This is a genomic window from Psychrobacter sp. UBA6739, assembly GCF_002453835.1.
Classification (GTDB): Bacteria; Pseudomonadota; Gammaproteobacteria; order Pseudomonadales; family Moraxellaceae; genus Psychrobacter; species Psychrobacter immobilis_A.
On record NZ_DKHR01000053.1, the window covers coordinates 82,747 to 103,943 of the forward strand.

The following is a 21,197-nucleotide window of genomic DNA, read 5'->3' on the forward strand; positions in this document are numbered from 1 at the left end:
GTGAATTCCATTTCATTTACACCTAATTTATACGAATAGGCTGGGTTAAGCAATCGCTAACCCAGCCTGTGTCAATATTAATATCAACGTCAAAAATACATTGTCAAAACTGTGCTTCGCTACTTATTACAAGTTTATTTCATAAAACTGGTATAGCAGCTTTGTAGAGATTTTGCGACGACTTTCGTGACCAGCTGTGTGCGATATTGCGAATCGATAGCAGCATTGCCCAATTCAACGAGTGTCACTTGTTGCGGCGCTTGCTCACTGACGCAGCCACAAACATTACTTTTTACAGCTTCTTGTTGTGTGTCGGTCATAGCCACGCTAGCCACACGCCAAGCAGTTTGCTTTTCAATCTGACTGCGGCATTGGTTATCAATCGCTGATTTAAAGACATTCATACCAATCTCATTTGCAGTACCGATAGCAGTACCTGCATTATTATTCATGCCACCAGTCGTTGTGCATCCAGATAGAGCGAGGGTAGCGAGCATAGCCGTTGATATTAAGATTTTTTTCATGGGTCTGATCCTTTAAGATTTTTATTGGTTTTAAGGTTTATGCTTAATAGAAACTGGCATTTGGTAGGAGTTGATGTTTGCTAGTTGACATGTGTTTTTTCCAAGCAGGTCGTATATTATCAGCAAAACTTATCAATAACACCACCAACTATTATTAGTATTGAATAAAGCTTTTTTTATCAAAGCTTGACGTTATCAATCCAGCCACGCATAAGGGTGATAATATGCATAGGCTTTATAACCAATATAGCCGATAATCATCAATAAACCACCGACGATAAATAACCAAGTGGTGAGGTGTTCCCACGAACAATCATCAAAAAGGTCATTGAACGCCGCAGAAATACTGGCGATGAAAAGAATGAGGCAACCCAATAGCAATATCAGTGTTGAGGTGAGCTCATAACCATCTATTCTAAAGTTCGGCATACCATAATCCAAGAATAAAATTCATCTTACTTTAACGATTTTAATCAATAAGGGAGGTGAATTGTTCATGAAGTATTGCTATATTTGGTGGTGGTTTTTGCCATTTTCCACTGTTAATGCTATGCATCGAGATATCATGAAACATACATGGACAGGAATATTTATTTCATCAAAATGGGTTTCCTAAATTCAATTAGAGATTCAATGAATAAAAAGCTATCAATACCCTGTCTTTTAATTGCTTTGACACTCAGCCTGTTTTTTATCAGGAGTGTATATGTGATGTCTGATTATCACGTACAGCAGTGTCATTGGAAAGGCTCTACATCAAAAGTTATGGGAGATGGATTTAGTTTTGATAACGATGTTCGGCTCGAAGATGGCGTAATTCTCATAAACAACAAACCAGCGGCAAAAATAATGGTTAGAAAGTATCGTCCTTATGCAGATAACATCATTATAATTAGTGACATAGAGTATTCTGAGTTAGAGATGTATTATGAAAAAGGCTGTTATTAAATTGAAAAATTAAACCCATATATGCGTAGCTCAGCACAAAAAAACCAGCTAAGGCAATAGCTCTTAGCTGGTTTTATTTTATAAAGTTAGGGCGTGTCTTCAATTCAATCGATAAATCTCTAAATGGGCTAAAAATGGCTAAATTTTGTCAAACGTCGTTAAATAGCTAGGTAATATCCCGATATTATCTGCACTACTTTCCTTGTTTGACTGCAATTTATCTCATTCTTATCTCCATTTTTCAATTGAAGACACGCCCTAGTGTCGGTTTTTTAACTGTTTTAGACATTTTTACCGTGTTGCTTTTGCTGAATGTCTTTTGCGAGTTTGTAGCACTCATTGATGTGGTCATTGGCGATTTTTTTGAAAATCATATAGCCCATTGTAGCAGCAACCATTTGACCTCCCAGTGGGATAAATTTCGTTACTTGTTTGGCAGCGATACGACCACCAAAGCCTTGTACGGTCTTTTTAACAATACCACGTGTCGCCATCAACCCTGCAAAATCGACAGTACGATCTTTTAATGCACCCCAATGAATGGCTCGTGATTCTAAATCAACTGCCGCCTTACGATCTTCAAGTAAGCCGAATCGCTCGCTAATGTCAGGTAATAGTTGAGTAAGCATACCTGCATCTACTGCGACATCAAAAAATGGTACAGGAACAATGGCAACACCAGCAGAATATTTGGCGCGTTTTTTGACCAACTTTTGACATTCCTTTTTTACTTGTTCAAGATCCAAGCTAGGGTCAATGGTATTTGGTAGTTTTTCAGCCAGTGGTGTGGTTTTCATAAAGCATCCTTATAAATGGTTAAAATAAAAAATCAAATCTCAATAGATAGCAAGTATCTCAGTTGCTTACCATTTTATGGATTTCTGAGCGGCATACAATCATTGCTTTGTAGCAAAATGCAGAAAAATGCAGTCGCTATACACCGTTTTTGTAAATGAAATATTATGCATATTATATGCACAGCGTATGAATTATTTGCTCTATGCTAGTATTAAAATATGGCTTATCACAATGTACTGCAACAAAAAACGATAAACTAAGCCGCCAAAAATTGTCATTGTGACCCTCTGCTAAAGCCAGTAGAATATGCACATGCTAAATTTAACCCCCCGTTATACCAGCACTCGCATCGACGAGTTGCCCGCCGCGTTGCAACCACTTGCCGCCCAGTCATTGACGCTTGCCCGCCTGTATGCAGGTCGCGGCATTACTCAGCCTGATGAGCTAGAGACGCAACTCTCTGCGCTATTGCCAGCCGAAATGCTACATGGTGTCACCGAAGCAGTGCGTCTATTAGACGTCGCCATCGATGACGGTCAGCGTATCCTTATCGTGGGTGATTTTGACTGTGATGGTGCGACCAGTACCGCATTGATGATGCGCGCGCTTACAAAAATGGGCGCAGTCGTCGACTTTTTAGTGCCCGACCGTTTTAAGTACGGCTATGGTTTGACACCAGAAATTGTCGAATTGGGTATTGAGAAGTATGATCCTGAGGTGATAGTGACCGTCGATAACGGTATCTCAAGCCATGAAGGCGTGGCTCGTGCGCAAGCCGATGGCATCACCGTGATTATTACTGATCATCATTTGACGACTAAAGAAACACCGCCTGCGGAGGCTGTGGTTAATCCCAATCAGCTCGATTGTCACTTTAGCAGTAAAGCGCTCGTAGGAGTGGGCGTGGCATTTTATGTGCTTGGACGCTTAGCCAAGCTGCGCCGCGAAGCCGGTAAATCTACCGTGCAAGTGAGTCAATATTTGGATTTGGTGGCATTAGGGACGATTGCCGACGTTGGGGTGCTTGATAAAAACAATCGCATTTTAGTGCATCATGGACTGGCGGCTATCCGCCAAGGGCGCTGCTCGCTCGGTATCTTGGCACTCCTTGAACAAGCAGGGCGAGATCCTAAGCAGTTGCAGGCACAGGATTTTGGGTTTGTCTTAGGACCTCGTATCAATGCCGCTGGTCGTATGGACAATATGCGCATCGGTATTGAGTGTTTGTTGACGGATGACTGGAGTACGGCGCAGCGCTTGGCGCAAGAGCTTGAACAGTTAAACCGGACGCGTCGGCAGGTAGAAGGTGAGATGCGCGCGCAAGCGGATAACATCGTACAGACATTAGCCGCTGCGGATACAGACGTGGACGATGAGACTACAGCAGATAATCATGACAGCGGCGATGTTATTATTCAAAATAGATCTGAGAAAAAGACGAATAATAATCGTAAACGCAGTATCGTTTTATACCAAGATGATTGGCATCAAGGCGTCATCGGCATCGTCGCTGGACGGTTAAAAGAAAGTCATTATTTGCCAAGTATCGTCTTTGCGCCCGCGGATACAGAGCGTACCGCTGAAGATGACCCTATCAAAGGCTCGGCGCGTTCTATCGCTGGCGTGCACATTCGTGATGCGATTGAGCAGGTTGCCGAGCGCCATCCTGATTTAATCAGTCATTTTGGTGGTCATGCGATGGCAGCAGGCTTAACGATCAAACGCCGTAACTTTGATGGGTTTGTTATGGCTTTTAATGACGTCATGGCACAGATGGATAATGAGGTGTTTGCTGAGCAAAAATTCACTGATGGCGCGTTGCAGGCGAGTGACTTTAGCTTGTGGTTTGCTGAATACTTAGCTGATGCCAATATTTGGGGTCATGGCTTTGCACCGCCAATATTTGATGGGGTCTTTGAAGTCTTAAGCTTTAAGATATTAAAAGATAAGCACCTTAAACTGTCGCTGCGTTACCCTGATGTACAATATCCAATTGAAGCAATTTATTTTAACTTTGATAGCGAGATATGGGATTATCGTGCGGAAAAAGTGCATGTATTATTTCAGCTAGACATCAACGAGTGGAACGGCAAACAAAGTCTACAGTTGATGGTAAGGGATTTAGCAGTCATACAGGAATGATGGCAGTATCTTATTATAAAATACTCAACCAGTAGCAAATATAGCGTCGACTTTGTTTAAGGTTGACGCTTTTTTAGTATTTCCATTCGATGGTTGGAAACTGCCAGTCATAACGAATGGCGAGCATGCGTAAGGTAAAAATCGTACTCATAGTAGCGATGTCAGCAATCCAAGCTGTCACACCCAGATTGTGTAGTGCGAAATAGAGGATGCCGCCAGCCAAAGCTGCCGAAATATAAATCTCTTGCTGCAACACCAGCGGAATCTCATTGCAGATCATATCGCGGATGATACCGCCGACAATAATGGTGATCACCCCAAGTAATAACGCCACGGGCACATTTGCGCCCATACTATCGGCAACCTTGATACCGATTAAGGTAAAAACTGACAGTCCAATAGTATCTGAGAGTTTGAGGAACTTATTAACGCGTTTAGAGTTGGGGTGAAAGAATATTTGCATCACTAATGAAGAGATGGTGATAACAGTCAGGTAGCTCATATCCACCATCCAAAATAGGGGATGGCGATCTAAAATGACATCACGCACAGTGCCGCCACCGATAGCGGTGACAATAGACACCAGTAAACAACCAAAAACATCGAAATTTTTGTGTTTTGCCAGTATCGTGCCTGAAATGCTACAAGCGATAATACCAATCATATCAAAAAGGTAAATGAGAGAGCGTGGGTCAAACGTAGTGATTAGTGCTGAAGGGTTCAATGCGATAGCCAGCATGAGCAAGTCTCACTAAGTTTGTATGATGATTGTCTGATTATTATAAGCCAATGCAGTAGAGCTTAGGGCGCGTCCTCATTTTAAAAATGGTGATAAACATGAGATAAATTGCCGTCAAACAAGNNAGCGCAAATAATATCGAGATATTAAGAAGCTATTTGACGATGTTTGGCAAAATTTAGCTATTTTTAGGCCACTTAGAAAGTAAACGATTGAATTGAGAACACGCTCTAGTGTTTAAACCATATATATCGGTCTTATTTCACCAAACGTATAGAAGGCAGGTGCCAATCAAAACGCAATGCTAGCATCCGTACAGCAAAGATAACGCCCAGCATAATAAATTCATTCAATCCAGCATTTACACCCAAACGATCAAGCAGCAGATAAGTGATCGAACCTACAATACTAGCAGAGATATAAATCTCGCGTTGAAGTAACAGTGGTATCTCATTACAGATGATATCGCGTAGCAGACCACCAATAATAGCCGTCCAAACCCCCATCATAATAGCGATAATAGCTGACATATCTTGTGTCAATGCTATCTTAAAACCGATCACGCTAAAAGCTGCCAACCCAATGGCATCGAACAGCTTCAATGTCTTATCAATCTTATGATACAGATGAAAGAATATTTGTAAAATAAGCGATGTGACTGTGATGACGATCACATAATTGAGGTCAGTCATCCAAAAGAGCGGATGACGGTCTAGCGCCATATCACGTAGTGTACCGCCGCCGATAGCATTGACCATCGCAACCAAGATACAGCCAGCAATATCAAAGCCTTTGTGCTGTGCCAGCAGTGTACCTGCGATCGCACAAGCAATCACACCAACCATATCTAATAAATATAATAAAATATCAGGAAAAATTAAATCATTAACCATGATTATATTACCAATATAATGGCCATCAAAATAGATTGGCTGGGCTGGGCTGGGCTGGGCTGGGTTAGATTAGGTTAGTTTTGAAGTTGCTTATATCAATAATTTAAATAGAGTTAACCTAACTTTAGGTAGTAGTTTAGCCATCTTTTGCAAATAAAATAAGCCCAATGATAATCAGAGCAATACCTATTAAGCCCATCGCTGATGGCAAAGTATTATTGAGCAATAGCATACCGCCAATTAAGGCAAATATCACTTCACTTGCCTGAGTGGCATCAACCCCAGCCACTTCGCTTGAAGTTTCCGCTTTTTCACGGGCATATAAAAAGATACTGGTTGCCGCCACACCTGCCAATAGAGCCACAAGTAAGGTATTGAATACCTGCTTAGTATCAGGCAAATCCGGATGAACGACAAGACCCAAAACCAACCAAAATGGCAGACTGCCCAAGGTCATTAACCATACTTTGTTAAAGGCATTTTGTAGGAGGGTGGTTTTGATAGCAGGTATACGTGCGATTAAAGTTTGCAGCAAAGAGCTCGGCAAGGTTTGAGCAGAGTGGTTAAGGTTTAAGGAATCGACCGCGTCCGCCGTATAACTCATATCGGCTGACAACGCAGGTGCTTCTGTAATAAGTGAGGTGGTTTTTTTACTAATCTCGTTGGCTTGGATATCACTTTTTTGAGTGCTAGTAGGCTCGGCACTACGCTTGCGAGCGTTGTAAGATACCTGCCAAACCAACTGATTACCAATGGGATAGCTAAAGGCAGCCACTAGGGCAGGCACGGCACCATAAAGCAGCATATCTTTCATAGGCACTGCATCAGCATCTAGCAAAGAAGCGGCATGCAGTCCTTCACTGATATTGACCAGTACCACACCAGCAAATACTAATAACGCATATGCAATGAATTTTTTATCAAAACGTTGTCCGAATGCTAGCAAAACGAGTAGACTTGCGACCACGGTAAACATAAAAGTCGCGGCAACTACCCAGCCTGCGACATGATCAGCCGCGTAACAGATTCCTGTATAAAAAATTCCAAAACCAATACTGCCCGTAATACACCAAAAGCCCCAATGTTGACGGAATATAGTCATCAGCTCTGTAATACGCCCAAAACCATGCTGCATAATTATAATAGCCGTGAGTATTAGCCACATAAATGCATAGCGAAGGCTAGCTGACCAAAACCAATGCCCACCAGCCGCACTCATAACTTCGTTCAACACAAACGTCGAGCTAAAAAATGCCCCCGATAATAAGCCCAGTAAAATGAGTTTGACCATAGCTATATTTCTATCCTTGGGTCGCTATTTATGTTGAATATCCATTTAGATAATTAGACTATTATTTGCCTTTAGCATCTGCCCAGATGATTTTATGCAGTTGCAATTGGAAGCGTACGGGCAGCGCGTCAGCCAACATCCATTCTGCAAGTTCGCGCGCCAACACAGGTACATCGGGGCTGACTTCTTCGTCGATATCCTCTGCGACATTAAACATCGGCGAAAACCAAACCGTATCGACCAATTCATTTAATTTATGCTCAGACAGTTTGGTTTTCGCCCAGTCGTAATCTTCACGATTCATAATGACAAATTTAATTTGGTCATGCTGAGTGAGGTGGTCGAGATTTGACCATAGATTCTTATCGACTTCGCCTGAGCTTGGCGTTTTGAGATCCATGACTTTACTGACCGCTTTTGGCACGTTTGCTACCGTGAGCGCGCCTGCGGTTTCAAGCGAGATTTCATAACCGTCGCTCAGTAAGCGCTTCATTAGCTCAATGGCGTTCGGCTGAGCTAAAGGCTCGCCGCCAGTCAGACAAATACGCTTGCAAGGATAGCTTTTGATGGTCTCTATAATGGTTTCTAGCGACTGCCGCTCGCCGCCAGTAAAGGCGTATTCAGTATCGCAATAGACACAGCGAAGTGGACAGCCAGTCAAGCGTACAAATATCGTTGGCAAGCCTGAGGTCAGCGCTTCACCTTGCAAAGAATAAAAGATTTCTGTCAAACGTAGACCTGCTTCAGGGTCAGTGACAGGAATGGCGGCGGTGCGTAATAGTGATTCACTCATAATATGTCAAATACAGTTAAAGATTGATAATGGGATGAGGCATTTATCAATGGTAATAAAAAGGCAGGTTCTGGTATGGGCGTTTTGCGTTTGGATAAAGCCAAACCAAAAAAAGGGATTATAACGCACCACCCTCTATTAAGCTGCAAAAAAGACGCTGAAGTTTTCTTCAGCGTCTTTAATAAAGAGGATCTGTCGCTGTCCGTACGGTTTGGGTACGAGACTCTAAGTATTAAAAATACTAAGCTAAACGCAATAGCTCATTGACTGATGTTTTAGCGCGGGTTTGTGCATCGACTTTTTTGACGATGATAGCAGCATATAAGCTATGCGTACCATCTTCTGATGGCAAGCTACCCGGTACGACAACAGAGCCTGCTGGTACACGGCCACGATGAATCTCACCAGTTTCGCGATCATAAATGCGCGTTGATTGACCGATAAATACACCCATCGAGATAACAGCGCCTTCTTCGACGATTACGCCTTCAACGATTTCAGAACGCGCACCGATGAAGCAATTGTCTTCGATGATAGTTGGATTCGCTTGTAATGGCTCTAATACGCCGCCGATACCAACGCCACCTGATAAATGCACATTTTTACCAATTTGGGCACATGAACCCACGGTCGCCCACGTATCTACCATCGCGCCTTGATCGACATACGCGCCGATGTTGACATACGACGGCATCAATACTGCACCAGCTGCGATGAAAGAGCCTTTACGAGCAACGGCTGGTGGTACAACGCGTACGCCTGATTCTTTAAACTGTGCTTCGGTCCAGTTGGCAAATTTAGTCGGAACTTTGTCATAGAATTGCACATGTTCGCCCGCTGCCTGAACATAGTTGTCGTTTAAGCGAAAAGAGAGCAAGACGGCTTTTTTTGCCCACTGATTGACGACCCATTCGCCATCCTTTTTTTCTGCAACGCGCAATGTACCGTTATCTAGTTGCTCAAGCACTTGATTAATAGCATCACGCACGTCCTGTGGCATCGTGCTTGGGCTGTATTCGTTGCGTTTTTCAAAGGCTTGTTCGATGGTTTGTTGTAATGACATAAAGGCTCCTAAAGTTAGTGGAAGGTAAAGCATATATTATCGTTAAATAACTCGCATGACTTGGCGTAAAAACTTGCTTGCCGTATTGTCGCTAATTTGGCGACTTTTAGCAAACGAGTTAACTGCCAGGATGAGCGCTGCTGTTAATTGTCTGAGCTATGGCTTTCTATCCATTCTAAGATATCTTCATAAACGGTTTGGTGGTCTTTTTCATGCAAAGGCTCATGACGCATGTTTGGGTAGAGTTGGATATCTACTTGACTGAAATTTTGCTTGTTTAAGCGCGTGACAATTTTGCGGATGCCGTTGCCCATATCTCCGATAGGATCATCTTCGCCGCTGATAAATAGCATCGGGAAGTTTTTTGGGATAGTCATTGCCCAGCCTTTGTTTAAGCCAGTTTCCATCAGAAAGAATAGTGTCATAAAGCCATTATTGGTGAAATCAAAGCCCGTTAAGGGATCTGCTTCATAGGCTTCAATGGCAGCAGGATTTTCAGTTAACCATGCAAATTCTGATGAAGAGATACGATCTTCAAGCTTACTATTCAAGACTTTATTCATCACCTTGGCAAACATTGTATTTGGTTTTTTAGGTGCTACTTTTGCCAGTACTTTATTGACTGGGAGTAGCACTTTAATCAAGGGGTTGGCATCTGCTGTACCCATCAAAATAGCACCTGTGAAATTGTGTGCATGGTGCTTTAGGACATTACGCACAATAAACGAGCCCATAGAGTGACCCATTACAAAGTGCGGCACGTCAGGATGGCGGTTTTTTAAGCTATCTGCCATGACAATGACGTCTTTTAGCAGGGACTGTACTGGATGCTCTTCACCAAAAAAACCTAAATCTGCTGATGTTTTGACGGTCTTTCCATGTCCCAAATGGTCATAAGTTGCCACTGCGATACCATTATCCGCTAAAAAATGAGCGAAGTCTGCGTAACGTCCGCTATGCTCTGCCATACCGTGAACAATCAGTAACGTGGCTTTTACCGCTGTGTTTTCATGGCTTGGTTCAAAAAAATTATGATGCAAGTAATGAATATTATCGGAGGAGAGAATGTGGTCGTTACCTGTATCGGTGTTGGTACTCATATAGGGTTCCTTAAACAGTTTTAATGAATGTTTTTAATAAATAGCTTTAATGGTTCATCATCTTAATGAATAGCAGGCATGACAATTTGAAATCGCCTGCTAAAATTTGGCTTATTATACGGCGCTTACCATGAACTATTGTACTGGACGTTGGTAAATCGTTTGACCTTCTTTAATGGTTGTGATGACTTTGATGTCTTTGAGCTTGCTTGTCTCTATGGTTAATGGGTTGGCATCCAAGATAACCAAATCAGCCAGTTTCCCTGGCGTCAAAGTGCCTTTGCTGTCTTCTTCAAAATACTCATAAGCAGCATTGCTGGTAATGGCTTTTAACGCTTGATACGGCGTCGCTCGCTCATTTTTACCAATGATTTTACCTGAGCGTGAAGTGCGATTGACTGCTGACCAGACTAAAAATAATGGGTCAACAGGTGTCACTGTGTCATCAGAGTGATTGGTGTATCTAAGTCCCATTCTATCAGCAGTGGCAATCGGGCTTGAAAAGTCGGCACGTTTTTTACCTAAGTTTTTAACGTGTACGTCTCCCCAAAAGTAAGTATGGTTGGTAAAGAAGGACGGCACCATATTGTATTTTTTGAATGCGGCAAGCTGATCAGGTCGGGCAAATTGAGCATGAATGGGCACAGTACGGCGATCTTTATCAGCTGCTTGACCAGTCTTTTTGACCGCATACTCGTGTGCCTTGATGAGCATATCGGTTGCGCCATCACCATTATTATGGATAAAGAGCTGATTGTCACGAGCATAGGCTTTGACAAACATCTCGTTCAGTTCATCTGGGCTGACACTTGGTAGACCGCGGCAGTCCTTTTCACAATCTGGAACTGGCGTGAGATAAGGTTGGCTAAAATAGGCGGTCTTGCCTTGTGGCGAGCCATCTGCAACGATTTTGGTACCCTGTACTTTAAAACCGTTTTTATAGGTTTTCCATACGAAGTTTTTATCAGCCAAATTCTCATCTAAGTCACTCACTCCTGCCAGTGCGACCAAGTCAATTTTAAGTTTACCTGCATCGGCTTGTTTTTGAAAAAACTGAATGGTATTACGAGCTGTCGAACCGTTATGCGCCGTCGTTATGCCATTCTTTGCATAATAATCTTGCGTCTGCTCAAAGAATTTGCCTTGATTCGGCGCTAACACTTCTAGCATATTGCGCACGAACGGATACATCGCCGTTTCTTGTACGAGACCGTTTGGTTCATTAGAGCCTTTAATTCGAGCAATATTACCGCCTGCTGGATTTTCACTGTTAGCAGTGATGTTCATCATGGCAAGCGCCTTACTGTTTGCGACGCCCATATGACCACTCGTGTGTTGTAAATACACTGGATTGTTTGGCAATACTTTATCAATTTCGCTTTTAGTCGGATGACGCCCCTCAGCGAGCTGAGTTTCATCATAACCCCAACCAAAGATCCAGTCGCCATCAGCAATGTTATTGTCCACTTTATAATCTTTTAGCGTTTGCATCATTTTGGGAATACTATCGACTTGACCGATGGGCGGCGGGTTGAGATTGACCTGACCCATGGTGTTCGACACCATATCAAAATGACTGTGCGGATCGATAAAGCTGGGTAATAAGGTTTTATCTTGTAGATTAATCTGTGCGGCATTTTTATATTTCGATTGCGCCTCTTGTAAATTGCCCACATAGGCAATCTTGCCCGCTTGGGTGACTAAGGCTTCAGCCATTTGTGGCTGATCGCCCTCCATCGTGATGATGTTGCCATTGTAATAGACAGTTGCTGAGTTGCTCATATCCTCGGGCGCGGTCTGCATGGTAGTGCAACCTATGACACTCATTAATCCAATGCTCAGTACAGTTGGTTTTAGTAATGTGCTCATATTCATTACGTTATCCTTAAAGGTGATTTGATGCTTACATCCGTGTGTCATAAGCATTGGTACGTGGTGGGCTTTCTATATTCTAAAAGTATTCATATTTTATCAGTGCATGTTGTTTTAAAAGATATGAATGTTGCAACCAATTTAGCGATAAAGCCTTGTGCGGTCAATGCTATTTAAGAGTTTTGCACTGACAACTGTGGCATTGCCAATTGGAGGAGAAGGTCGATCTATAAATCTGCTGAATATAATATCTTAAAAGCCAAATTGACAAGTGCTGTATGACATCCTACGAGACGTCATGCTCATTTGGCATAAAAGATGAAAATCACGATATTAGTTGTCAATACCGTTCCACAATCAGGTATGATTAATTAGATAAAACGTAAAGTGACAAGACTGGAAATGAGATGATAATTTTATGAAATAGTCATAAAAAGCAATTGCTTGCGTGTGAATTTTTCTTTTTTTAACCTTTTATTTTTGCGTCATCCTTTTTGCTTTAGAGGTGCTACCAACGGGGTTTTATACCATTATGAAATCAACTATCGAATTACTCGAGCACACGGATTTCCCAGCGATCAAACGTCGTGAGTTAACCACGCTACAGGTCAATATGGGTTACTTATGCAATATGTCTTGTGTGCATTGTCATGTGGCTGCCAGTCCTTACCGCACAGAGATGATGTCGCGTGAGTTGGTTGAGTTGATTCTAGAAGTCTTGCAAGCACAAAATATTGAGACGCTTGATTTAACGGGCGGTGCGCCTGAGATGCATGAAGACTTTAAGTATTTAGTCACAGCCGCACGTGCCTTGGGTGTAAAAGTAATTGATCGCTGTAATCTGACTATCCTGATGGAAGAAGGCTTTGAGGACATGGCACAGTTTTTGGCAGACAATGCGGTCGAAGTGGTGGCTTCAATGCCCTGTTATTCATTAGAAAACGTCGATAAGCAGCGCGGTAAAGGCGCATTTGATGACAGTATATTGGGACTGCATAAACTCAATGCCTTAGGTTATGGCAAAGCTGGCTCAAACTTAACGCTTAATCTCGTCTATAATCCGCAAGGTGCCACGCTGCCGCCCAATCAACAGCAGCTTGAAGCAGATTATAAGCACGAGTTAAAAGAACATTTCGATATCGAATTCCATCAGTTATTTGCCTTGACCAATATGCCGATTCAGCGCTTTGGTGCGGTGCTATTGGCTAAAAACCAATTTCACCCCTATATGGATTTGCTCAAAGCCAATTATGTGGCCGCTAATTTGACCGAAGTCATGTGCCGATCGACCATCAGTGTCAATTGGTTAGGAGAACTGTTTGATTGTGATTTTAACCAGCAATTAGAGATTCCGGTGCCCAACAAATCCCGTCGTCATCTAAGCGATTTGTTAACGCAAAATTCTGCTGGCGATGACATTGCCATTGCAGACCATTGCTATGGCTGTACGGCAGGGCAAGGAAGTAGCTGCGGTGGTGCGCTAGAAGAAGAGACAACAGATCGGACGATAGAAGAAATATCCTCGATTTAACCGGAGTCAATCATGTCAGTATTTAATAGTACAAGACTTAATAGTAAAAGCCTTTTTTTAAGCAGTGGTTTATTAATCAAAACGGCAGTGACCACTTCTATCCTGTTAGCCAGTATGGCAAGTTATGCGGATTTTAATCACAGCACTTGGGATAGTTTACTGAATAAAAACGTCACCATGACCAATGGTGGCAAAGCCTCAGTCGTTAATTACAACGGTATGAAAGCGGATCAAAGCAAACTTGATAGCTACATGGCGGCGACTGGTAAAATCAGCCAGTCGGAATTTAACGCTTGGAGTAAAGATGAGCAATTGGCATTTTTGATCAACGTCTATAACGCTGGCACTGTAGAGCTAGTCTTGACTAAATATCCTAACATCAAGTCGATTAAAGATATTGGTGGAATATTTGGTTCGCCATGGAAACAGGATTTCGTCACGCTATTAGGCAAGAAGCGTTCGCTTGATGACATCGAGCACAATCTAATCCGTGGCTCTAAACGCTATAACGAACCACGTATTCACTTTGCCGTAAATTGTGCGAGCATCGGCTGTCCTGCGCTATTAAATGATGCTTTTACAGGGAGTAAATTAGATAAACAATTAGAGCAAGTGACGAGTAAATTCCTCGCGGATAGCAGTCGCAACCGTCTCAAAGGTAATACGTTAGAGGTCTCGCCAATTTTTAAATGGTATAAAGAAGACTTTGAGACTAGCTGGCGCGGTACTAATAATTTAGAAGGGTTTTTGGCTCGTTATAGTTCTTCCTTGGGGCTTAACAAGTCGCAAACCACTGATCTAAAAGCGGGTAAAATGAAGATTGGTTATACCGATTACAATTGGAGCCTTAATAAGAAATAATGGTAACAACAAGTAAGAGTACTGCTAACTATGACGGCTATTGCGACGATTTCTATTATTATTCCAGTGCTCAATGAGGCAGATAATTTGCCTTTATTGTTTGATAATATCAACAAGCTAAATCCAAACCCTCAGCAAGTGATAGTGGTCGATGGTGGTTCAAACGATGATTCTATTGGCATAATCCGCAGTTTTATTAATGAGTTAATGCTTGATAATGATCGTAAAATTGATTGGCAAATGACTGAGTCTAAAGCAGGACGCGCGCTGCAAATGAATGCAGGCGCAGCGTTAGCAACTGGTGAGGTATTGCTTTTTTTGCATGCCGATACGAAATTGCCAATGGATGCTATAGAGAGTGTTTCTGAAGTGATGAAACGGGCAGAGTGGGGACGTTTTGATGTGCAAATAGCCAGTCGTCAACCGACACTGCGATTGGTCAGTCAAATGATTAATTGGCGCTCACGGTTGAGCGGAATCGCGACAGGCGACCAAGCTATTTTTATTAGCCAGTCTTTATTTAAGCAAATCGGTGGCTATCCTAACCAAGCGTTGATGGAAGATGTCGAGCTTTGCAAACAGTTAAAAGGTATTGCTAAACCTGCTTGTTTAAAAAGTAAAGTCATCACATCAGCAAGACGCTGGCAACAGCACGGCACTTGGCGGACGATTATTTTGATGTGGCATCTACGCTTTGATTATTGGCGCGGCGTATCGGCTGATAATATCAAAGCGCGTTATTATAAATAAAAGAATAAGCTCTTACAAAGAATAAGCTCTTACCATGAATCAAAACCAACAAACTTGCATTATTCTTTTCGCCAAGTTCCCCGCACAGGGCATGGCAAAAACGCGCTTGCAGCCAGCTCTTGGTATTGAAGGTGCCGCGCAAATAGCGCATAAACTACTATTGCATAGTATAGAGCAAGCCGTCGCTACCGGCTTTACGGTTGAGTTATGTGTCAGTCCTGCGCCAACTGATCCATGCTGGCAACTGCTTAATTTGCCTGACTCACTGCATTGTTCAGCGCAAGCAGAGGGAGACTTGGGTTTGCGTATGTTAACCGCCAGTCAGCAAGCATTAGCACATTTCGAGCACGTTATCTTGATAGGTACGGACTGTCCTAGTCTTACAACCATTCGTATTCGACAGGCTGCCCAGCAGTTAGAAACACAAGATAGCGTCATGATTCCCGCTTTTGATGGTGGCTATGCACTGTTTGGTTTTAAGCAAGTTGCTGCTCGCTTATTTAGCAATATCGAATGGAGTACGGCGAGCGTCGCAAAGGTTACTCAACAGCGTTTGGCAGAATTGAGCTGGTCTGTAGCGTTGTTAGCGCCTTTGCCTGATATCGATGAGCCTGAAGATTTACAGTACCTGCCAAATGGCTGGCTTGATGGTTATAAAGTTATTAAGAATTGAGAATGCCTTATCATTCGAGGTTTTTAGGTATGAAAAAGCCATCGAGCTATTTTGTTGACCCTATTAGGTTGATTATAGTTTGATGGCTTTTTTGTTGACCATAAATGCATACTGCTAAGGCAATAATGCTGAAAGTCTATTTTTAGTCTCTTCACTCATCGCCTTTACTGGCGTGACTAACGCTTGAGCTAAAGCCGTATGGGCAATAGAGTCGGGCTGTTCTACAGCGAGTATGGCGACCGCCTGCTTAATCACTGCTTGAGCGTTTTCAGCATTTTTCATTAGATTTCTTATGGCATAATCGGCGCTGACATCCTCTTCGGTAGGATGCCAACTATCAAAATCTGTGACCAATGCTAGCGTCGCGTAAGCCATACTCGCTTCACGAGCAAGCTTAGCCTCTGGCATATTGGTCATACCGATGATGTCAGCATTCATTTGGCGATACCAGTGTGACTCTGCACGAGTGGAAAACTGTGGCCCTTCGATACAGACATACGTGGCTTTTGCATGACATTGACCTTCGACTATCTGCGCATGAACATAAGCACGCGTTAGAATATCCGCGACTTTAGGACATAAAGGATCAGCCATCGCGACGTGTGCCACTGCACCTTCCCCAAAGAAACTACTTTTTCGATGCTTAGTCATATCGATCATTTGATCGGGAATGACCATATCTAAGGGCTTAAGCGCTTCTCTTAATGAGCCCACTGCCGATACCGAAATGACGTAACGTACGCCCAAGGTTTTGAGGGCATAAATATTGGCACGATAAGGCACTTCGGAAGGGGTGAATTTGTGACCTTGACCATGACGAGTTAGAAAAGCGACCGTCACGCCATTCAATTCACCTAAGACAATATCATCAGAGGGTTTGCCGTAAGGTGTCGATATGCTGACACTACGTTTATTGGTTAAATCTTGCATCTGATAAAGACCACTACCGCCAATGATGGCGATATCAGCAGATACCGATACTGCCGCTGACTTTTCTACACTAGATATTGTCATAAAGGTTTTCCCTGTTTTTAGAGTAATAGATAACGTTGCCAAGATATGTGGTGACGAATTTGTAAATTTAGAAGGGATCTACTTTAAGTGAGCTGCCTTACAAGACAACCGCTTAGGGTTTATATATAAAATATAATCAATCCTACAGTATGATGAAAATGCATTAAGAACGACCATTGAGTCATTTTATATCAGTATTTTTTGGTCAAATAACCTCGTTTGTATTTAGATGATTATAAAGGTTTACAATAGACACAGACTTTGTTTAAATGAACTGTCTAATGAAACATTGTTCCGCATAGCAAAACTATATTTGGCTATTAATTCATTACAAGAACGGCTGCGCCTTTACTTAAATAGCTTCGCATACAAAGTGTGAGTGTAGAGGGAATCTGGATGGCAGTTTATTTATAGCAAGAATTGCTATATTATTACAGGTCTGTAACGCATTACTATTGATATATTGGTGCCGTTAAGTGTATTAACTCGATTATTTCAAGGATGAATTCAATGCTCAACTCTCTAAAATCCCCGTTACTTTTATCAGCAATGTTAAGCGCCACTTTAGGTCTGACGGCATGCTCATCACCAAGTTCAGAAAGTACTGACAGTACGGCAATAGATAGCGCTGCTACTGACACTGCTGCCGACAAGCTTGATACCAAGTTTCTTACCATCGCCACTGGCGGAGCATCTGGCCCTTATAACATCATCGGCACTTCATTATCAGAGGTCTATGTCAAAACCTTTGGGGTCAACTCAAAAACACAAACTACTGGGGCTTCAGTCGAAAACGTCAACCTATTAACCCAAGGTAAAGTCGACATGGTATTGGCGCTCAGTGATGTAGTCACCGACGCGATCGAAGGAAAAAACAACTTTGATAAGCCGATAACCAACATCCAACAGATTGCAGTCTTGTACCCTAATGTGGTGCAAATTGTCACCACCAAAAAATCTGGCATCAAAAATATTGAAGACTTACGTGGTAAGCGCATCGCTGTGGGCGATCAAGGCTCTGGCACAGAAGTAAATGCTCGGACGCTATTAGAAGGGTTTGGTATCATATATGATGATGTGACCGTTGACTATTTAGGCTTTGCGGAAGCAGCGGACGGTATGAAAGCGGGTAAAATTGAAGCAGCTTTCTTTAGTAGTGGTCTGCCAAACTCTTCATTGATGGAGCTAGAGCAGGGCTTAGACTTACAGTTGATCACCATCAATCAAGACAAGCTAAAAGAAATCATTGCGACTAAGCCTTACTTTAAGACTTTTGAGATTCCTGTTGGCACTTATGGCAATGACGCCGCGATTCCAACCGCAGCAATCATGAATGCTCTATTGGTTAGCTCTGAGTTGTCTGAAGCAGATGGTTACAAGCTGACCAAAGCGTTATTTGACAATTTAGACGGTCTAAAAACAGCGCACCAAGCGGCTAATGATATTAGCTTAGCAACCGCTCGTGAAGGTATGGTCGCACCTATCCATCCTGGCGCTAAAAAGTACTATGATGAGCAATCAGCTAAATAAGCGTTTAGGGTTATTGATTGGCGTGGCAGGCATTGCCGCGCTGGTTTTTTTTACGCTATGGCATCTCTTTGTCCGTCAGCCTGTGGTGGAAGTGCGTGTCGCAGGCGTTGATGGTGCTAATGATAAAGTTTGCTACTTTGTCGAGCCAAATTTTCAATTGCGCTGGATACACTCTGTAGAAAAACAATGGTGGGAAGAGCAATATCAACGTATAGACAGCAGTAGTACAGAAGACGCTGAATTGCTGCTGACCACCACTTATTTTGAAGCTTTTGGGGCGGGTACACCCTCAACCGAAGCGCTTGCTCCCATACAAAAACCTGGCTATCTGGGTTATCAAATCAATGAGAAATTGCCTAAGCTTAATTGGGTGGTCTCACGGCTTACCAAAGGTGAGATTGACTATGGTAACTACCAGATGCTCATTCATCGCTGGGTGCCAGACTATTCTGAAGTAACGATCATGCCGACAACGTATGGTTTCATTGATAGATTTAACAAGGATTTGTGTCATGAACTCCCAAGTGATGGATCACAATAATGTGACAACGATGTCAGATAACCATATCAATAACGACTTGCCTATACATTCCAACACGGATGCTGATACTCATATTGACGCTGAACTTGAGGTGCAAGCCCACAATAAAGCCATATTAGAAAAGTATGATAGAGAATCCATCACAAGGCACATCACTCAAGGGCCAGTGAAGTATTTTATCGCTGGACTTTGCATTTTATATTCACTGTTTCATTTATATATCACCTTTAATCCCATGCCAGCGCTGCTACAGCGCTCTGTACACGTGGGCATTGGTTTTGCCTTAATTTTCTTAATTTTCCCCGCAAGTAAAAAAAGCAGCCGTCAGCGCGTGGCATGGTATGACTGGATATGGTTTGCCCTGTCATTGTCTGGCATGGCTTATCTCATATATGAGTATCAAGATATCGTGACCTCACGTGGCGGTATGGCCAATCAGATGGATGTGATATTTTCGCTGATTACAGTGGTCTGCGTATTAGAAGGCAGTCGCCGTATCACAGGTTGGATTTTACCGATATTGGCAGGGATATTTTTGGCGTATCCGTTAGTCAGCCATTTGGACTTTATGCCAGACCGGTTACTGACTCGTCCTTATGACATGGGTGATATCTTTGGTCAATTATTCTTAAAAACGGAAGGTTTATATTCTGTTGCGATTGGTGCATCGGTCACTTTTATCTTCTTATTCATTCTTTTTGGTGCATTCTTAGCGCGCTCAGGGATGGGACAGCTGTTTAATGATTTGGCATTGGCAATCGCGGGTCACAAAAAAGGTGGTCCGGCAAAAGTAGCAGTGATTTCTAGTGGCTTTATGGGTAGTATTAATGGCTCTGCTTTGTCAAACGTGGTCAGTACTGGTGCCTTTACCATTCCACTCATGAAAAAGGTTGGTTACCACAAAGATTTTGCGGGTGCCGTTGAGGCAAGTGCCTCTGTTGGCGGGCAAATATTACCGCCAATTATGGGCGCGAGTGCCTTTATCATGGCGGAGACAACAGGCTTGCCGTATAGCACAATTGCGTTGGCGGCCTTATTGCCAGCGATATTGTATTATCTGGGCGTCATTGCGCAGGTGCATTTTCGCGCTGGTCGTCGTGATCTAAAAGGTATCGCTAAAGAAAGCTTGCCAGCCGTGAAAGAAGTGTTAAAAGCCCGCGGTCATATGCTGCTACCGATTGTATTTTTGATTTTCTTATTAATCAGAAATGTGCCCGTTGGTTATGCAGCGGCTTATACCATTGGTTTTACTGTCATGGTCAGTATGCTGCGAAAAGAGACCAGAATGGGTTTCTCTGACATTTTGGGTGCATTAGAAGATGGCGCACGCCAGTCGCTCGCGGTAATGGCTGCTTGTGCAGTCGTCGGTATTATCATCGGAGTCGTGAGTCTAACCAGCTTTGGAACGGTGATGACCTCATCAATTGTCACACTTGGTGCAGGTTCGTTATTTTTCACGCTCATTTTGACCATGCTTGCCTCGATGGTATTGGGCATGGGACTGCCGTCTATTCCTGCCTATATTATTACAGCAACGATGGCAGCACCAGCCTTAGCTGGTTTTGATATTCCAATTTTGTCGGCGCACATGTTTGTTTTCTACTTTGGTATTTTTGCCAATATTACACCGCCTGTGTGTCTGGCAGCCTTTGCTGGTGCGGGTATATCTGGTGGCGATCCGATGAAGACAGGGTTCTTATCGCTCAAACTGGCACTCGCCGGATTTATCGTGCCGTTTATGTTTATCTATAGTCCAGCGATGTTAATGATTGATCCTACTGGGCTTGCGGTAACTGCTAAGGACTTCCCGCTACCACCTATTATCGATATTATCACGGTAGTATTGACGTCAATTACGGGTGTTCTCGCACTTAGTGCAGCATTAGAAGGTTATTTTAAAAGCGATATGAGCCCAGTAACACGCGTTATTTTGGCAATCGGAGCTTTGCTGTTAATCTATCCTGGAATAACGACTGGTCTAGTGGGTGGCGTGATCGTTATTGCTATCGCCATCCTTAATACTAGAAACAGTGGCGAGCCAACGCCCACTTTAACCATTTAAGACGTTGCGGTTGAAGGTTTTAAAAATCTATTAAAGCTAAAAAAAGGGTGAATAACATAAAATGTTATTCAC

Annotated in this window: 20 protein-coding genes; 9 read left to right on the plus strand and 11 right to left on the minus strand. The window is 42.8% G+C overall.

The genetic code is table 11. From position 1 onward, the window contains the following. Window positions 1–134 precede the first annotated feature (134 nt). Together B2575_RS11485 and B2575_RS11490 are read right to left on the minus strand one after the other, a co-directional pair. Window positions 135–524 (minus strand): hypothetical protein, encoded by a 390-nt coding sequence (locus B2575_RS11485; RefSeq protein ID WP_045451282.1) that lies wholly within the window; start codon window positions 522–524, stop codon window positions 135–137. Between the two features lie 195 nt (window positions 525–719). Next, window positions 720–953: a hypothetical protein gene (locus B2575_RS11490; protein ID WP_045451284.1), complete on the minus strand. Its 234-nt coding sequence runs from the start codon at window positions 951–953 to the stop codon at window positions 720–722. A 282-nt stretch (window positions 954–1,235) separates the two neighbouring features. Between B2575_RS11490 and B2575_RS11495 the strand changes: the two genes are divergently transcribed. Beyond that, a complete protein-coding gene (locus B2575_RS11495; protein WP_201604993.1) occupies window positions 1,236–1,472 on the plus strand; it encodes a hypothetical protein in 237 nt (78 codons plus the stop codon). Between the two features lie 281 nt (window positions 1,473–1,753). Here B2575_RS11495 and B2575_RS11500 read toward each other — a convergent pair whose 3' ends face one another. After that, window positions 1,754–2,269 carry a hypothetical protein gene (locus tag B2575_RS11500; RefSeq protein ID WP_055123847.1) on the minus strand — a complete coding sequence of 172 codons (516 nt, stop codon included), beginning with the start codon at window positions 2,267–2,269 and terminating at the stop codon, window positions 1,754–1,756. Window positions 2,270–2,582: 313 nt separating this feature from the next. Here B2575_RS11500 and recJ point away from each other — a divergent pair, with 313 nt between their 5' ends. Further along, window positions 2,583–4,412, plus strand: coding sequence for a single-stranded-DNA-specific exonuclease RecJ (gene recJ / locus B2575_RS11505; RefSeq protein ID WP_296242148.1), 1,830 nt, complete (start codon window positions 2,583–2,585; stop codon window positions 4,410–4,412). 73 nt (window positions 4,413–4,485) lie between these two features. On the opposite strand, the gene B2575_RS11510 is transcribed toward recJ, so the two are convergent. The 7 genes from B2575_RS11510 to B2575_RS11540 form a co-directional block, all read right to left on the minus strand. After that, the gene (locus B2575_RS11510) at window positions 4,486–5,151 is read right to left on the minus strand and encodes a trimeric intracellular cation channel family protein (RefSeq protein ID WP_045445303.1); all 666 of its coding nucleotides are present in this window, start codon (window positions 5,149–5,151) and stop codon (window positions 4,486–4,488) included. Between the two features lie 257 nt (window positions 5,152–5,408). Next, entirely contained in the window at window positions 5,409–6,044 is a 636-nt protein-coding gene (locus B2575_RS11515; RefSeq protein ID WP_296242150.1) for a trimeric intracellular cation channel family protein, read from the minus strand. A gap of 136 nt (window positions 6,045–6,180) precedes the next feature. Further along, window positions 6,181–7,335, minus strand: coding sequence for a multidrug resistance efflux transporter family protein (locus B2575_RS11520; protein WP_296242152.1), 1,155 nt, complete (start codon window positions 7,333–7,335; stop codon window positions 6,181–6,183). A gap of 61 nt (window positions 7,336–7,396) precedes the next feature. Next, window positions 7,397–8,128 carry a 7-carboxy-7-deazaguanine synthase QueE gene (queE, locus tag B2575_RS11525; RefSeq protein WP_109589178.1) on the minus strand — a complete coding sequence of 244 codons (732 nt, stop codon included), beginning with the start codon at window positions 8,126–8,128 and terminating at the stop codon, window positions 7,397–7,399. Window positions 8,129–8,369: 241 nt separating this feature from the next. Beyond that, window positions 8,370–9,191, minus strand: a complete 822-nt coding sequence (gene dapD / locus B2575_RS11530; protein WP_060491477.1) for a 2,3,4,5-tetrahydropyridine-2,6-dicarboxylate N-succinyltransferase — start codon at window positions 9,189–9,191, stop codon at window positions 8,370–8,372. Window positions 9,192–9,334: 143 nt separating this feature from the next. Then, entirely contained in the window at window positions 9,335–10,291 is a 957-nt protein-coding gene (locus tag B2575_RS11535; protein ID WP_296242157.1) for an alpha/beta fold hydrolase, read from the minus strand. 135 nt (window positions 10,292–10,426) lie between these two features. After that, on the minus strand, window positions 10,427–12,160 hold the full coding sequence (locus tag B2575_RS11540) for an amidohydrolase (RefSeq protein WP_296242158.1): 1,734 nt from the start codon (window positions 12,158–12,160) through the stop codon (window positions 10,427–10,429). A gap of 535 nt (window positions 12,161–12,695) precedes the next feature. On the opposite strand from B2575_RS11540, the gene arsS reads away from it, so the two are divergent. From arsS to B2575_RS11560, 4 genes are read left to right on the plus strand one after another with little or no spacing between them, the layout of a single operon-like run. Beyond that, window positions 12,696–13,694 carry an arsenosugar biosynthesis radical SAM (seleno)protein ArsS gene (gene arsS / locus B2575_RS11545; protein ID WP_296242160.1) on the plus strand — a complete coding sequence of 333 codons (999 nt, stop codon included), beginning with the start codon at window positions 12,696–12,698 and terminating at the stop codon, window positions 13,692–13,694. Window positions 13,695–13,706: 12 nt separating this feature from the next. Beyond that, window positions 13,707–14,555, plus strand: coding sequence for a DUF547 domain-containing protein (locus tag B2575_RS11550; RefSeq protein WP_296242162.1), 849 nt, complete (start codon window positions 13,707–13,709; stop codon window positions 14,553–14,555). Between the two features lie 30 nt (window positions 14,556–14,585). Next, complete coding sequence (locus B2575_RS11555; protein WP_296242163.1) at window positions 14,586–15,305, plus strand: TIGR04283 family arsenosugar biosynthesis glycosyltransferase; 720 nt, start codon at window positions 14,586–14,588, stop codon at window positions 15,303–15,305. A gap of 34 nt (window positions 15,306–15,339) precedes the next feature. After that, a complete protein-coding gene (locus tag B2575_RS11560) occupies window positions 15,340–15,978 on the plus strand; it encodes a TIGR04282 family arsenosugar biosynthesis glycosyltransferase (RefSeq protein ID WP_201539941.1) in 639 nt (212 codons plus the stop codon). Between the two features lie 114 nt (window positions 15,979–16,092). Here the strand turns inward: B2575_RS11560 and mtnP are convergent, their stop codons facing one another. Continuing rightward, window positions 16,093–16,992, minus strand: a complete 900-nt coding sequence (mtnP, locus tag B2575_RS11565; protein WP_296242167.1) for an S-methyl-5'-thioadenosine phosphorylase — start codon at window positions 16,990–16,992, stop codon at window positions 16,093–16,095. A gap of 510 nt (window positions 16,993–17,502) precedes the next feature. On the opposite strand from mtnP, the gene B2575_RS11570 reads away from it, so the two are divergent. Genes B2575_RS11570 through B2575_RS11580 form a run of 3 tightly spaced genes read left to right on the plus strand, consistent with a single transcriptional unit; the run spans window position 17,503 to window position 21,125 of the window. Further along, window positions 17,503–18,522: a TAXI family TRAP transporter solute-binding subunit gene (locus B2575_RS11570; protein ID WP_296242169.1), complete on the plus strand. Its 1,020-nt coding sequence runs from the start codon at window positions 17,503–17,505 to the stop codon at window positions 18,520–18,522. After that, complete coding sequence (locus B2575_RS11575) at window positions 18,503–19,063, plus strand: DUF1850 domain-containing protein (protein WP_296242171.1); 561 nt, start codon at window positions 18,503–18,505, stop codon at window positions 19,061–19,063. The genes B2575_RS11570 and B2575_RS11575 overlap by 20 nt, the downstream gene beginning before the upstream one ends. A 10-nt stretch (window positions 19,064–19,073) precedes the next feature. Then, window positions 19,074–21,125 carry a TRAP transporter permease gene (locus tag B2575_RS11580; protein ID WP_414707437.1) on the plus strand — a complete coding sequence of 684 codons (2,052 nt, stop codon included), beginning with the start codon at window positions 19,074–19,076 and terminating at the stop codon, window positions 21,123–21,125. Window positions 21,126–21,197 lie beyond the last annotated feature (72 nt).

Coding starts and splice junctions, on each gene's coding strand:
- dapD (WP_060491477.1), bottom strand. CDS start 9,191: ATGTCATTACAACAAACCATCGAACAAGCCTTTGAAAAACGCAACGAA.
- B2575_RS11485 (WP_045451282.1), bottom strand. CDS start 524: ATGAAAAAAATCTTAATATCAACGGCTATGCTCGCTACCCTCGCTCTA.
- B2575_RS11555 (WP_296242163.1), top strand. CDS start 14,586: ATGACGGCTATTGCGACGATTTCTATTATTATTCCAGTGCTCAATGAG.
- B2575_RS11520 (WP_296242152.1), bottom strand. CDS start 7,335: ATGGTCAAACTCATTTTACTGGGCTTATTATCGGGGGCATTTTTTAGC.
- B2575_RS11570 (WP_296242169.1), top strand. CDS start 17,503: ATGCTCAACTCTCTAAAATCCCCGTTACTTTTATCAGCAATGTTAAGC.
- queE (WP_109589178.1), bottom strand. CDS start 8,128: ATGAGTGAATCACTATTACGCACCGCCGCCATTCCTGTCACTGACCCT.
- B2575_RS11510 (WP_045445303.1), bottom strand. CDS start 5,151: ATGCTGGCTATCGCATTGAACCCTTCAGCACTAATCACTACGTTTGAC.
- B2575_RS11495 (WP_201604993.1), top strand. CDS start 1,236: ATGTCTGATTATCACGTACAGCAGTGTCATTGGAAAGGCTCTACATCA.
- B2575_RS11500 (WP_055123847.1), bottom strand. CDS start 2,269: ATGAAAACCACACCACTGGCTGAAAAACTACCAAATACCATTGACCCT.
- B2575_RS11550 (WP_296242162.1), top strand. CDS start 13,707: ATGTCAGTATTTAATAGTACAAGACTTAATAGTAAAAGCCTTTTTTTA.
- B2575_RS11490 (WP_045451284.1), bottom strand. CDS start 953: ATGCCGAACTTTAGAATAGATGGTTATGAGCTCACCTCAACACTGATA.
- B2575_RS11540 (WP_296242158.1), bottom strand. CDS start 12,160: ATGAGCACATTACTAAAACCAACTGTACTGAGCATTGGATTAATGAGT.
- arsS (WP_296242160.1), top strand. CDS start 12,696: ATGAAATCAACTATCGAATTACTCGAGCACACGGATTTCCCAGCGATC.
- mtnP (WP_296242167.1), bottom strand. CDS start 16,992: ATGACAATATCTAGTGTAGAAAAGTCAGCGGCAGTATCGGTATCTGCT.
- B2575_RS11580 (WP_414707437.1), top strand. CDS start 19,074: ATGTCAGATAACCATATCAATAACGACTTGCCTATACATTCCAACACG.
- B2575_RS11560 (WP_201539941.1), top strand. CDS start 15,340: ATGAATCAAAACCAACAAACTTGCATTATTCTTTTCGCCAAGTTCCCC.
- B2575_RS11535 (WP_296242157.1), bottom strand. CDS start 10,291: ATGAGTACCAACACCGATACAGGTAACGACCACATTCTCTCCTCCGAT.
- B2575_RS11515 (WP_296242150.1), bottom strand. CDS start 6,044: ATGGTTAATGATTTAATTTTTCCTGATATTTTATTATATTTATTAGAT.
- recJ (WP_296242148.1), top strand. CDS start 2,583: ATGCTAAATTTAACCCCCCGTTATACCAGCACTCGCATCGACGAGTTG.
- B2575_RS11575 (WP_296242171.1), top strand. CDS start 18,503: ATGAGCAATCAGCTAAATAAGCGTTTAGGGTTATTGATTGGCGTGGCA.